General features: G+C 45.9%; 10 protein-coding genes. 7 read left to right on the forward strand and 3 right to left on the reverse strand.

Annotated features, from left to right (window positions below):
• Positions 1–182 precede the first annotated feature (182 nt).
• A complete protein-coding gene (locus F6K49_RS13650; protein WP_366514176.1) occupies positions 183–1,613 on the reverse strand; it encodes a phospholipase D-like domain-containing protein in 1,431 nt (476 codons plus the stop codon).
• A gap of 254 nt (positions 1,614–1,867) precedes the next feature.
• Between F6K49_RS13650 and F6K49_RS13655 the strand changes: the two genes are divergently transcribed.
• The 5 genes from F6K49_RS13655 to F6K49_RS13675 all read left to right on the forward strand — a co-directional run bounded on the left by F6K49_RS13655 (position 1,868) and on the right by F6K49_RS13675 (position 9,830).
• The gene (locus tag F6K49_RS13655) at positions 1,868–2,248 is read left to right on the forward strand and encodes a hypothetical protein (RefSeq protein WP_293023259.1); all 381 of its coding nucleotides are present in this window, start codon (positions 1,868–1,870) and stop codon (positions 2,246–2,248) included.
• A gap of 132 nt (positions 2,249–2,380) precedes the next feature.
• Complete coding sequence (locus F6K49_RS13660) at positions 2,381–3,544, forward strand: cysteine desulfurase family protein (RefSeq protein WP_293097333.1); 1,164 nt, start codon at positions 2,381–2,383, stop codon at positions 3,542–3,544.
• A gap of 139 nt (positions 3,545–3,683) precedes the next feature.
• A complete protein-coding gene (locus tag F6K49_RS13665) occupies positions 3,684–4,439 on the forward strand; it encodes a DUF1995 family protein (RefSeq protein ID WP_293064005.1) in 756 nt (251 codons plus the stop codon).
• A gap of 177 nt (positions 4,440–4,616) precedes the next feature.
• Positions 4,617–7,922: a hybrid sensor histidine kinase/response regulator gene (locus tag F6K49_RS13670; RefSeq protein ID WP_293097336.1), complete on the forward strand. Its 3,306-nt coding sequence runs from the start codon at positions 4,617–4,619 to the stop codon at positions 7,920–7,922.
• Positions 7,923–8,021: 99 nt separating this feature from the next.
• Complete coding sequence (locus F6K49_RS13675; protein ID WP_293043541.1) at positions 8,022–9,830, forward strand: SpoIID/LytB domain-containing protein; 1,809 nt, start codon at positions 8,022–8,024, stop codon at positions 9,828–9,830.
• A 231-nt stretch (positions 9,831–10,061) separates the two neighbouring features.
• On the opposite strand, the gene F6K49_RS13680 is transcribed toward F6K49_RS13675, so the two are convergent.
• A complete protein-coding gene (locus F6K49_RS13680) occupies positions 10,062–10,355 on the reverse strand; it encodes a ferredoxin (protein ID WP_293023207.1) in 294 nt (97 codons plus the stop codon).
• 492 nt (positions 10,356–10,847) lie between these two features.
• On the opposite strand from F6K49_RS13680, the gene ilvC reads away from it, so the two are divergent.
• Entirely contained in the window at positions 10,848–11,843 is a 996-nt protein-coding gene (ilvC, locus tag F6K49_RS13685) for a ketol-acid reductoisomerase (RefSeq protein ID WP_293097348.1), read from the forward strand.
• Positions 11,844–12,082: 239 nt separating this feature from the next.
• Here the strand turns inward: ilvC and F6K49_RS13690 are convergent, their stop codons facing one another.
• Positions 12,083–13,495: an amidase family protein gene (locus F6K49_RS13690; RefSeq protein WP_293097339.1), complete on the reverse strand. Its 1,413-nt coding sequence runs from the start codon at positions 13,493–13,495 to the stop codon at positions 12,083–12,085.
• A gap of 400 nt (positions 13,496–13,895) precedes the next feature.
• On the opposite strand from F6K49_RS13690, the gene F6K49_RS13695 reads away from it, so the two are divergent.
• On the forward strand, positions 13,896–14,307 hold a 412-nt coding region (locus F6K49_RS13695), incomplete at its 3' end, for a DUF4058 family protein (protein WP_293097342.1).

The following is a 14,307-nucleotide window of genomic DNA, read 5'->3' on the forward strand; positions in this document are numbered from 1 at the left end:
GTTAGTGGAGCCTTAATCATAAAGTTTTAACCAAAGGTGCGCTTTCCGTAGGCGAATTAAATTCGCCACGGGTCGCACCTCTTTTATGCATAACCGACCAACCATAAAGGCTCCACTATCCTTACGGTAACTTTGAGACGCCCACAATGTCCGCGTAGGGCGCGGGGCTGTCGCCCTAAAGCTCAAGAATATGGGTCAAGAGGCACACATTTTTGTTGCTGTGCTTTAATCTTTTGCTGAACTTTAACTGGTACTCCCTTCACTGCTTTACCATAGAGGCGTTGAAATTCCCGCTCAAAATGGGCAGCAACCATAGGACTATGAATAACTAATACCGTCTCATCGTTCCTGGTATTTGCTGCTTTTGACCAGTTGTGAGAGCCCGTAATCACTGTCTTTCCATCAAGAATGGCAAATTTGTGATGTAAGACATCTCCTTCTGGCAACTGAGGCACACCGACAGTAGCAATCGGTTGACGCCAAGGACGGTTACCAGTCTCATATTTACACTTGTGAGCAACAGCTACTCCCATCATGTCCAAACCCTCACTGTAATAGCGAAAAGCAAAACTTGGCTCAATTAGCGCTTTGACCTTCACACCCTGTTGATGGGATTCCTCTAAAACATTAGTTAGCCGTTGCTCGGAAAAGACAAATAAAGCGATGTTAATGGTTTCCCTAGCCTGAGGAAGGATTTGAGCGATCAGACCATTGCTACTCTGATGCCAAGGTTTGGTAGTGGAGGTTGGGGAGAATTGTATCGCGATAGTTGTATCCCCCACAGTCGTATCCCCCCCAGTTGTATCCCCCACAGTTGTATCCCCCAGTCTCACCTGCTCTACTGGTCGCCATGGCTTCTTGAGACCAAACTTACTGTCTGGTTTACCGCCAGCACCATCCCCCCACATCACGTTAAATTCTTGGGTGAATTGGTTAGCTAACTCTACACTGTCAATCTTGAGTAGATTGTTGGGATTGCCACGACTGTCTCGAAACTGAAAGTCACCATGTAGATCACTAAGAGTGAAGTTGGCTGAGGTAATAATAGAAACTTTCTTATCAATAACTATAAACTTATGATGCATTAAGCCACTGCCTCGAGAACCATCCGCTGTGTCATCAATCATAGGTACACCACCATTTCCTAAGATGATTAAAGCGTCTCCTTCTGAAATTTCCGTTGCACTCAGCTGACCATCTCCGTCACGGTCGATCAATTTTAGAGACTCATTGTAGCGTGAGCGTTCTCTTTGGGGCAGTTTTGCTACTGAATCAGCGGTTAGTTTACTGACCGGAAGGCTGTAGTTATTGTCTAAAATGACTCTGACTTTGACACCAGCTTGCTTACGTTCTACTAAAGCTTGGGCAATTCTGGGCATACGCAACTCCTGAACCGCCACATCTACTGTTGACTTTGCTGATGCGATCGCATCCACAATCACTTGCTCCAAGTTATCTCCCTCCCGAGTTACTCCCCGGTAAGGATCGGTGTATTGGGCTGACCTACTATGATTAAAGTAAGCCTGAACCCAAGGGTCTTGGGGCAGAGGGGGCTCAAGAGACACCTGTGGCTGAGCTTGTTGACAGCCACACAACATCAATAGTATCAGCAAAGGATAATACAAATTCCAGTAAATACACGCTGGTTGGGAACTCAAGGCATCAAAAAACCCGATTGGATAGCTGATTTCCCCATGCTAACAGCACAATCTTCAAATAGATGCAGTTGTTGAATTAACATAAAATACCAGGGGATATCAGTTGCCATCTTGTTCAACTACCCCCCCCTAATTGCCTTTTTCTTATGGAATGCCTTACACCGAAGCCTAATTAGCGGGTTAGGGAGTTTAACCCGAACTACTGTCTTATGCCAAGACGAAAGAAAACATTCCCGTGTGGCCACAAGGGGTATGGTAAAACATGCCACCGATGTGATCAAAAAAACCGAGCACGGGAAGAGAAAAAACAGCAAAAACGGCAGTGGGAGTCTAGTTTTCAAGATGATCCCATTGACTTAAAAAACCTTCCTACCCATGTGGTGGTCAAAGCCCGTGGGATAATCGCTGGTTTGGAAAATCACCAGGATTACAGAGAATTTGGTGGCAAGCGGCTGCGCCACAACCGCTGGATCATCAGTATTCCTGTAACGCGCAACTACCGAATGATTTGTCACGACCAGGGTAGCTTATTAGTTCCTCACGCGGTTTTGTCCCACGAGGACTATAATGTTGGTAAACCAGGTGGTTAGTTATTAGTCACTACTTATTAGTTTTAAGTTATTAGTCACTAATTATTAGTCTTCAGTTATTATTCATCAGTTGGAGAGAGACCTGGAAAGGTTATATGCTGAAGGTAGAGATAGCTGGTTGCCTGAAAACCCATGCAAATTTATCTGGACTATAGCGCCAACACACCACCACGCCCAGAAGTCATTACAACTATTCAAGATATCCTTACCCAGCAGTGGGGTAATCCCTCTAGCTTACACCAGTGGGGTCAGCGAGCGGCTATTGTACTGGAACAAGCTAGAATACAGGTGGCTAGGTTAATCAATGCACCAGCGGAATCGATTATATTTACCTCTGGCGGTACTGAAGCCGATAACTTGGCAGTTATGGGGGTGGCCCAAGGCTACAAAAAACCCCAGCATATGATTATTTCTAGTGTAGAGCATTCTGCGATCGCTCAACCAGTAGCCTGGTTGGAACAGTGGGGTTGGCAAGTGACTAGGCTACCAGTGGATTCACTGGGACGGGTCAATCCCAGTGATTTAAAAGCTGCCCTACAGGCAAATACAGTTTTAGTCTCCGTCATCTACGGTCAAAGTGAAGTAGGTACGCTCCAACCTATTGATGAACTCGGACAAATTGCTCGTCAACAGGGTGTCCTGTTTCATACCGATGCAGTTCAAGTAGCCGGACGGCTATCGATCGATGTTCAACAACTACCGGTGGATTTGCTGTCGATTTCCAGTCACAAAATTTATGGTCCGATGGGAGCAGGGGCACTGTATATCCGCCCTGGTGTGGAGTTAGTTACCCTGATCTCCGGTGGTGGACAAGAATCCCGATTGAGGTCTGGAACCCAGGCGGTGCCAGTAATTGCTGGGTTTGGCATGGCGGCAGAACTAGCAGCAGCGCAAATGCTAACAGAGACACCTCGGTTAATTCGATTACGCGATCGCATGTTTGACCAACTCGCTGATACTCCCAATCTCATTCCCACTGGTTCTCGAGACTATCGCTTACCCCATCACGTTAGTTTCTGTGTGACTTCCCCTGGTGAGGGTGTCACTGGAAAAACTATAGTGCGCCAGTTTAATCAGGCTGGTATTGGGATTAGTGCAGGTTCCGCTTGCCACAGTGGTAAACTGAGTCCGAGTCCGATCTTGTTAGCAATGGGTTACAGTGATACAGCTGCTTTGGCTGGAATTCGGTTGACACTGGGGCGAGATACCACAGAATCTGATGTAGATTGGACGGTGATGGTACTCAAGCAAATTTTAGAACGACTGATGCCACAACCAACATTATCCACGGTCTAAGTTAAAGTCTAACTTTGCTCAAAAAAGGCTCAATTGCTCCTATGGGTAGGGTTGATTGGGTGGGATTAGTGTGGCGAGACATTTATATTTGAAGCCATTAATATTAAAGTCTTTGATAAAGACACATACGGACAGACTCATGAGTGAACTTCCTTTGAGCTTAGAAGACGCGATCGCTCAAGCTAAACAAGCGACCAAAGCCGCCCTAGATGACGGTCAAACCAGGGTACAAGTGGAGTTGGTCTTTCCAGAAATTGCCCTACAAGCCCAGTCAATCGCCCAAGCATTTATTCCGATATTTGAGCAGTATGGCTCCGGACTGAAAATCTTCTTTCCTGATACCGGTGCTTCAGCCCTTGCCCATCGTGACTGGGGAGAGGTACCGTTTAAAATTACTGATGTTGGCACCAGTCGCTCCCCAGAAGAAACTAGAATTGATGATGATGACCAGGTTTTCTTGCTAGTGGGTCCATCTGCTGTGGAAGTAGCCCAAGTGGAAAAGATTTGCAATTTGGCTGGAGATCGCCCTTGTGTGATCCTAAATCCTCAGCTCGAAGATGTCTCGATTGTAGGGATTGGCTATGCCGCACGTCAGTTACGCGATCGCTTCCTGAAAACCCTGGAGTCTTGTTATTATCTGCGACCCTTTCCAGGAGGGGCTCTATGGCGTTGTTACCCTTCTGTGTGGCAAGTATGGCTAGAAATCGATGATGAGTATCAGTTGGTGACTGAAGAACCCAGCAAACCGACAGCAGAGGCTATTGAGCAAATTATACTTAAGGCAAGTCTAGTTAACACAACTAGCCCAGAAGATTCTCAAAGTATACCATCTGCCCAAAAAAAACAGTCGTTATTCTCAGGTATCCAGAAATTCTTAAATGCTCTGAGTCGTTGAACTTACAGTTGAACTGAGATCAGAAAAACGTTATTAGAAATCTAGCTAGCGAGGCCAGAAAACCTCGTATGTATAGATCCGAGAGTGTTAAGCTACCTCTTGGCTAGTTAGTGGGATGAAATTTTAGAACTATCATGGAGGGAACCGGCGAACTGGCCAAGGCAAAAGGTCAAAAATGTGCGCGTATGTGGAATTAATGCTTTCCGAATGTCTAACAACCTAGATGCTCAGCCACCAGAAGTAATCAAAGACGAATTTAACCTAGATAACTTCCTAGAAGATATACCTGATATAGAGGAAGTGGAAAAACCAACTACTGATATCATCCCATACCAGACCGATGATGCTGGAGAACCGAAAGTTGGCATGGAAGAACTAAATAGCTTAGCTGATATCTTTGAAGGTCAGACCCCTGATTTGGATCAAACCTGGCAAGAAGAAGAAATTATCGCTCCAGATAACCAGCAGTTGTCTAGCCAATCAGACAATTCTATCACTACAGACGAACCACAGGATTTATCTGACCTGATTAAAGAACTTGATGAGTTGGACATTCCGGAGGCAGCAGAGTCTACCGAGGAAGATTTACTCAGTTTGTTCGATGAGGAATTTCCAGAAGAAGCAGCCTTTGAGTTACTACAGTCAAGGGAGTCAACTCGAAAGGATAGTCAACCTAACCTTACTCCAAGCCTGACAGATAAAGACCTTGAAGAATTACTTTCTTTTGGGAGTAGTGAGGGAAGCCTAACTCAAAAAACTAACCCAGCCGACGAATTAAGTAGTTTATTTGATGATACCTTTTTTGAAGAAAATAGCTCAAGCTCGGAAAGTACTCCTCCCACCAAATTAGATAGTTATGGGATGGGCAAACAGCAGCCTATCCCACCAAGCACCCCACACCCGGACCCCACCCACACCGACCTGAATGAAGATTTCAATCTGGTCAATGACTTGGAGCTGATTCCAAATCACCCCCCTGCAAACCATGAACAGCCAGCAATTAATTCCCCATCAACCACAGGGTCTCCAAAGCCCACCTCGACTTCAGATCGACCCGGTGAGGCGTCTACACCCACTCGTAGTCCAACTGTCAAAGGAAAAAATAGAAAATCCCATCCCATAAAATCAAACAAATTACCAGATTCATCACCAAAACCATTACCAACAACCCAAGATCAATGGCAGCAATTAGAGCAGCTGTTGGCAGAAGCTACCGCACATTACCAAAACGTTGATTTTGACAGTATAAAACCTCTGGATGTGACCTTACCCACTGCTGAGGTGGGATCAGAGCAGAAAAGAATATTTGATGAACTAGAACTCCTATTAAATGAAACTAGTAGCCCTGAACCTAACCACTCCCTAGACCAAGAAACCCCGAAAACCAATCAGGTGGATTCAGTAGAGGATGACTTTAAAGACATCGAGCACTTGCTAGAGCAGGCAAATCAAAGCATCTCTGCTATCCCAGGAGGGATGAACCAGGATCTGTCTCGCCAAACAAGGCGTCCGAGGTCTAAGCTATTTGAACAAACCATGCGGGTACCGGTTAAACAACTGGACACCCTGAGCAATTTAGTGGGAGAACTGGTGGTTGGTCGCAATAGCTTAGAGCAAGATCAAGAACGGCTGCGGCAATTCTTAGATAATTTATCCCATCAGGTATCGAGCCTCAACGATGTGGGTTTGAAAATGCGGGACTTGTATGAGCGAACCCTGCTGGAAAATTCCCTATTGTCTAGTAGTAGGATTTACCGCACTACAAGCATCCAAGAACGGGAACAAGGAAACCAGAATTGCACCAGCAAAGAAGACTATCACCCCCTGGAAATGGACCGCTTTACAGGCTTCCATTTGCTATCCCAAGAGATCATTGAGCTGATTGTCCGGGTTAAGGAGTCGGCATCTGACATTGAGTTTTTGGTGGATGAAACCGACCAAGTAACTCGTACCCTCAGACAGGTAACTAATCAACTCCAAGAAGGACTGACGCGATCGCGTATGGTGCCCTTTGCCCAGGCAGCAGACCGAATGCCCCGTGCAGTTAGGGAAATTTCCTTGCAGGAAGGCAAGGAAGCCGAGCTACAGGTTGAGGGGCGGGAAACCTTGATTGATAAAATGATCTTGGAACACCTCTATGATCCTATGACCCACCTGGTCAACAATGCCATTACCCACGGGATTGAGCTACCAGAGGAACGGCTGGCTGCGGGCAAGCCTAGGGCGGGTAAAATCACCCTCGGGGCATTCTACCAGGGAAATCAGACGGTGATTTCCATCTCGGATAATGGGGGGGGCATTGATCCAGATCGAATTAGAGCTAAAGCCCTTGAAAAGAATCTCATTTCCCCAACTGAGGCAAAAACCCTGAGCGACTTGGAGTTGTTCAATTTTATCTTCCACCCTGGGTTCACCACTGCTGAGAAAGTGACTGATACCAAAGGTCGAGGAGTAGGTATGGATGTGGTGCGCACCTGCTTAAGTGAAATTCGGGGAACCATTACTATCGACTCTACTCTCGGGCAAGGAACCACCTTTACCATTCGCTTACCCCTGACCCTGAGTATTTGTAAAGCCCTCTGCTGTGTAAGCGATCGCGCCAGAATTGCTTTTCCCATGGATGGGGTGGAAGACATGCAGGATGTCTCCCCTGACTGCATTCAGACCAATTCCCAAGGTCAAGCCTTTCTTCAATGGCGGGACACCCAGATCCCATTCAAGCCCCTCTCAGAGTTGCTGACCTACCATAGCCAACTCAGCCGGGCTAGTGTCTATGGCAGCCAACGGGAAGACAACCTGATTTCTGTGGTGGTACTGCGCAGTACAGGTAACATGCTCGCCGTAGAGGTTGATCAGGTATTAGGGGAGCAAGAAATTGTTATTAAGCAAATCGAAGGCCCTGCACCCAAGCCAGTAGGCATTACCGGGGCGACCGTCTTAGGGGATGGTCGAGTAATGCCCATTGCTGACGTTCTAGAACTGATTGACCTTGCTATGGGTCGGATTCGTAAAGATGGTGGTGTTGCGATCTGGCAAAGGATGGAAACTCCAACCGCCAGCGGAGCCGAGGTCAATCTGATCAAATCTGATCCCATGGTGTTGATTGTGGATGATTCAATCACAGTCCGTGAACTCCTTTCTATGACCTTCAGTAAAGCTGGTTATCGGGTAGAACAAGCCCGTGATGGTCAAGAAGCCTGGGATAAACTCCGGTCTGGTTTGCCTTGCGAGATCGTATTCTGTGACATTGAAATGCCCAGAATGGATGGTCTAGAACTGCTATCTCGCCTTCAAAAAGACCCAGATTTGTGCGAAATCCCCCTGGCCATGCTCACCTCTCGTGGTGCTGATCGACACCGGAAAGTAGCTGCTGATCTCGGTGCTAGAGGCTATTTTACCAAACCCTATCTAGAAGACGTGTTACTAGATGCTGCCCAACGAATCAGGCAAGGGGAAGTATTGTTAGCTCGAAGTAATCAATAGAGGTAATCCCAACAGGTAACTGCGGGCAGCATCTTCAACCAAATCATCCCAATGCCAAAGCAAAGACCATGACCAGACCTGGTTAGGGTAACAATACCTGTGGAGGATCGTACTTTTCGGGATCTAGAATCGGGGAATGGGAATTATGGATTGGGTACTTTAAAAACTAAGCTAATGACAATAAAAGCGTTTGACTTGAATTCGCATCAAAATACGGCATCGGGTAAGACAGGTCGGTTTCGCAATTGGATAGTGGGGTTCACGAAAAAACCGATCTCTCTCAATTCCCCAGCTTCCAATCCCCATTTCCTCATACCGTTGATGACACTATCGTTGTGGGGACTACCTATCCTATCAGGGTTAGCTGCCAAAGCCTCAGATATCCCACTAAAAGTGGGAGTTGTGCAGCGCTTTGGAGATGAACCAACTGACAAGCTCACCCTGAAAGCTGCCCCGGACGATCAGCTAACCGTCAAATTTTTAGGCGGTGATATGCAACCGAAAACCAAGCAGCTTAGCAGCCTTAAGCTGGAAATAGTCAATAAACCGTTACAGCAGCCCCAGATCGAAGAGTACGTGGTCTTGAGTAACCATGGGACCTTTGAAACTGCAGAAGATAGTGCCAATAAATGGCGGGAAAAGGGGATTGAGGTGGAAGTTGCCAAGCCTGACCGCTGGCAGGTGTGGGCAAAACGGAGTGTTTATCAAACGCCTTTATTGCGACGTCTACTGCTAGCAAGTATCAAAGCCAAAGGTGATACTACTGCCTATATTGATACTAATGTTGTCACCGAGGTGCCCCATGCTTCCTTTGTGATTGGTAACTATCGCTACCATCGACGGGAAATCGATATTACTGCTGGTAAAAATCTGATCTGGGTTAGCAAAGGAGAAAATAACCGTAGGACAAGACTTTATCCTGGTAGTCTACGCATCCAGCCCAATGCCTATGGTGACTATACTTTAGTAAATCAGGTACCTCTAGAAAGCTACTTGCGGGGTGTGGTACCTCATGAAATTGGAGCTGGAGCACGCTATTCAACCGTAGCTGCTCAGAGCATTATTGCTCGCACCTACGCCTTGCGGAACCGACGCCGATTTAATGTTGACGGTTACGAACTCTGTGCGGATACTCACTGCCAGGTTTATTTCGGAATAAATCAAACCAATCCAGTGGCTGACCGTGCGATCGCAGCCACTAAAGGTCTAGTGCTGACCTACAACAATGAGTTAGTAGATGCCCTGTATTCCGCTGCAACTGGTGGAATCAGTGCGCCTTTCAGTGATGTTTGGAATGGGTCAGAACGTCCTTACTTAAAAGCAGTGGTAGACTCCCCATACTCCCTCTGGAATTTGTCACAAAAATCCTTAGCAGACGAACAAAATTTCCGTGAGTTCATGAACTTGAAGCAAGGATTTAATGAGACTGACAATAGTTACTTATTCCGCTGGAAGTACAACAATAGCTTAAAACAAGTCACCAGCCATTTACAACGCTATCTCAAAAAAACCAAACATCCCCTTGCCAACTTCACTACCATTGAGCATATGGAAGTGGTAGAGCGTTCACCAGCAGGACGAGTGCTGAAAATGGCGGTAACAACGGATCGGGGTATCCTGGAGCTGAGTAAAAATGAAGCCCGCAGCGCCTTTGGTCCTCCCCGCAGCACCCTCTTCTACGTAGACCCGATTTATGACAAAGCCAACCAAACCCTCAAAGGCTTCGTGTTCGTAGGTGGCGGCTTTGGACATGGGGTTGGCTTCAGCCAACACGGTTCCCAAAATTTAGCTAAACTCGGTTGGTCCGCAGAAAAAATTCTCAGCTTCTATTATCCTGGTACTCAAATTCAGCCTTTGAACAATTCTATTATCTTCTGGCAAAATGCCAGCGCACTAGTAACACCCTAGTCTAATCAAGGGTAAAAGGGGGGAGAAGGGGAAGATACGGAATAATTTCAGGAAAATTACCTCCTTCTCCTCCTTGATTTAGCAATAAGCGCGTGATTTCTCCATCACCCTATTACCTAATCATCTCATCACCCGATTTTCGGCGATGGGGAAGTAAAGAGCTCAAAGAGTAAAACACCCAACTTGTAAGCTCTGTTACTTCCCCTCTGTTATTAGTACTTATAGTAGTACTTAGTACAGTGCTTCCTCTTGATGAGTAGTGATCGTGCAATCAGAAGTGGGGTAGGCCACACAGGTCAGAACGTAGCCAGCCGCAATTTGCTCATCATCCAGGAAAGATTGGTCTGACTGATCAATAGTACCACTCTCTATTTTGCCAGCACAGGTAGAGCAGGCACCCGCACGGCAGGAATAAGGCAGATCTACACCTTGCTCCTCGGCAACGTCGAGAATGTAATCGTCCTCAGGAACGTCAAGGGTTGACTCGCCATCTGGTGTTTTCAAGGTGACTTTGTAAGTTGCCATGTTTTAGTAATCCTCTCGATTTAAAACAATAGTAGAGACGTTGTGAGTATACGGCAAAAGCCTATCCTTTGGTTCAAGGAGCTTGGCATGCTTATTTTTACTCCATCTCTGATACTACGGGAAAACTCTCAGTAGATTAAGACCGATTAAGAATGAAAGGCTTAATCCCCAATTCGATAAGTTTTACTTATATATTTTTCACAAGTATCTACACCAGAGAGTTAGCTGTAAAACCGATCCATGAAAATGCTCTAATATCTAGGTTTAACAGGTTTTTTAAAGATCCTATCTCCCTCAGATAACTTTGGCAAAATCCTTAGGAATTTATAATTAGAAATACTTATCATTACCATCCAAGACCTGTATCCACACATGGGGTAATGTGGTGATGGATTGATCGATAAAAAGGTATCTCACCTGCCAGGCTTGAGATCAGTTTTGCGGTATCATGGTAAGTTTGCAATGACCAGCAAAAAAGGAACAGAAACTGCAATGGCTCAGATGTATTACGATACCGACGCTAACCTAGACCTACTGGCGGATAAAACTATAGCTATTATCGGCTACGGTTCTCAAGGTCACGCTCACGCCCTTAATCTTAAAGAAAGTGGTATGAATGTGATCGTGGGACTCTATCCAGGTAGTAAGTCTAAGGCCAAAGCTGAAGAAGCAGGCTTAACCGTCCACACAGTGGCTGATGCTGCTAAAGCGGCTGACTTGGTGATGATCCTGCTGCCCGATGAAGTGCAAAAAACCATTTATCAGGCAGAAATTGAGCCAAATCTGACCGAGGGTAATGTTATTGCCTTTGCCCACGGCTTCAATATTCATTTTGGTCAAATTGTTCCCCCAGAGTTCGTAGATGTGATCATGGTTGCTCCCAAAGGTCCAGGACATTTGGTGCGGCGCACCTATGAACAGGGAGAAGGGGTACCTTGTCTATTTGCTGTTTACCAGGATGCCACAGGTCAAGCACGCGATCGCGCCATGGCTTACGCCAAAGGAATTGGTGGTACCCGTGCCGGGATTCTTGAAACTACCTTCCGGGAAGAAACAGAAACTGACCTATTTGGTGAGCAAGTCGTATTGTGTGGCGGCTTGAGTGAATTGATTAAATCCGGATTTGAGACCCTAGTTGCTGCTGGTTATCAACCAGAATTGGCCTATTTTGAATGCCTTCATGAAGTCAAACTGATTGTTGACCTAGTGGTGGAAGGTGGTTTAGCTAACATGCGGGATAGCATCTCCAACACTGCTGAATATGGTGACTATACCCGTGGCCCAAGGATTGTTACTGATGAAACTCGCGCCGAGATGCGTAAAATCCTCAAAGAAATTCAATCAGGTCAATTCGCCCGTGAATTTGTCTTGGAAAATCAGGGAGGTAAACCGGTCTTCACTGCTATGCGCCGTCAGAATAAAGAACATCCCGTCGAGGAAGTTGGTAAAGACTTACGCGCTATGTTTAGCTGGTTGAAAAAAGTCTAAGCATTCTTGACCGTTGACGGTTTACTATTAACCTTTTAAATCAAGACCTCTTAAATCAGGACTTACTTATAATCAGGACTTACGCTATGACTCTACTTGTCGGATGGAGAAATAACTCATATGTGGCGTAAGTCCTGTAAATTCTAGATTTTATAGCAGTCGAAGTCAAGGTTCAGACATATTTCTGTTCCCTGTTCCCTGTTCCCTGTTCCCTTTAAAGCCAAATATTATGTCCTAAACTATACTTCCGTTGCTATTGTGGGACGATTATGAATCCAGAGGTTTGCAGCTTCTAACTGAGCCGCTAATGCCAATAGTGTTGCTTCTGATGCTGGAGGTCCCACTAACTGAATTCCTACAGGTAAGCCCTTGTCATCAAAACCAACAGGAATTGCGATCGCAGGAAGTCCAGTAGCATTAAATGGTGGACACGGTCCAATCCAATTAATAATATTCTCCAAGGTTTCTTCATAACTCAAATCGTCCCACTCTCCTACCCGAATCGGTGGATGTAAATAAGTCGGTAACACTAGCACATCATAGTTGTTAAAGAATCCCACAATTTGACGGGCTATAATTTGTAGCTTAGTCACCGCTTGTAAGTATTCCCCAGCAGTACCGGATTGTTCAGCAATCCAGCGATTAATCGGACTTAAGGCTTCTAGGGGAATTCCTGCTGAGGTTACCCCAGCTTGCCATACTGTCTTAAACGGTTCTACTATGTCACTGAAATCTGGACAACCCCGTTCAACCAGATGTCCCATCCCTTCCAGTCGCTGCACCGTTTCCACTACAATCTTTTCACATACAGCTGACGCTTCTCCCATTGGTTTAATCGATGTGGCAAAACTAATCCGCAAATTATCCAGTTGTTGATGGGTAGCCTCTAGAAACGATATCTCTGGGTCAGGTAACCAGTAAGGGTCTCCAGTAATATAGCCAGACATCACATCCAGTAAAGCAGCTGCATCAGCTACCGTCCGTGCCATCGGACCAATACTAGCAATACCACTTTGAAAGTCTCCTACTGGAGCGGAAGAAATACGACCTCGTGTCGGTTTAATGGCGACCAAACCACAGCAAAAGGCTGGACCGCGTAGGGAACCGCCACCATCGGAACCTTGGGCAATGGGAGATAAGCCAGCTGCTACTGCTGCAGCTGAACCGCCACTAGACCCCCCTGGTGTGTAGTCCAGATTCCAGGGATTGCGAGCCGGTGGAAATCCTGGGGGTTCGGTATAGGGTAAGGAACCCAGTTCAGAGGTAGCGGTTTTACCTAAAATAATGAATCCAGCTTGCTTGATGCGGGTGATTACCCCATCATCATAGTTAGCAATATTGTCTTTGAGGGCAGCAACACCAAAGCTACAAGGGAGTCCTTCTACAGCCCTGAGGTCTTTAATGGCAATCGGGACACCAAAAAATGGAGGGAGTTTAGAGGTATCGGTAGTTTGGGCAAGTTGTTCGGTTTTGGCTTTAGCATCCGCAAGTGCCATCTCAGACGCCACAGTGAAGTAACTCCCTAGTTGGGGATTTAATGCTTCGATCCGTTCAAGGTAGAGTTGGACTAATTCCAGGGGTGATATCTCACCCTTGCGGATCAGTTGGGCTTGGTCTAGAGCTGGAGTAAAGGCTAGGTCAACTTGATTCATAATGGTTCTTTGCTATCAAGGGATGCTAATTTCTCAAAAAAAATGCCTAAGAGTATTGCTAGGCAAAACTTTTAGGCATTCAGATGCTAGTTAGTAAAAACTGAATTATTAAAATCTCAAAGCTATACGGAGTAAGACTTTGAGAGACTTTTTGTTAAACGTTGCTTAAATCCTAAGGATATAGCAGCTTAGGGGGTTAACCCAAACCCTAGCTGTCTTAAGATTAATTTTATTTAGACGCTATTATACCACTTAATTTTATAAATTGGTATAACACATCGTCAAATCCTGGTGATTTTCCGGAAGTTTCCGAAAAATACTGGCCAGGTTGCAGCTACCAAAGAGCCAGACTTCTTCGTTAATCTAATCATTATACCACTTCACCGCCTCAATACACAATATGCCTTCACCCTTTCCTGGGATGAATCCCTACCTGGAAAAACCTGAATATTGGTCACAAGTCCACAAGTGGCTAATTGTCCTGATTGCCCAAAGCCTTAACCCCCAACTACGTCCGAAGTATCGGGTAGCAATTGAGGAAAGAGTCTACAACGCTACTGGTGATGATTCGATGCTAGGTAGAGTGGGCATCCTGCCCGCCCGAAAAGATCATGTAGTCGTTCAAAGTTCTCAAAGCAACCACCAAGAACCCTCAGCTCTGGTTACCGTTGCTGCTCCTAGGGTCAAACCAATGAAGATTGCTCTACCGATGACTGAAACGGTTAGGGAGTGGTATTTAGAAGTGCGAAAGGTAGAAACTGGCAAAGTAATTACTGTTATCGAAATTCTTTCTCCCAAAAACAAACGGTCTG

The sequence above is a fragment of the Moorena sp. SIO3I6 genome (assembly GCF_010672095.1).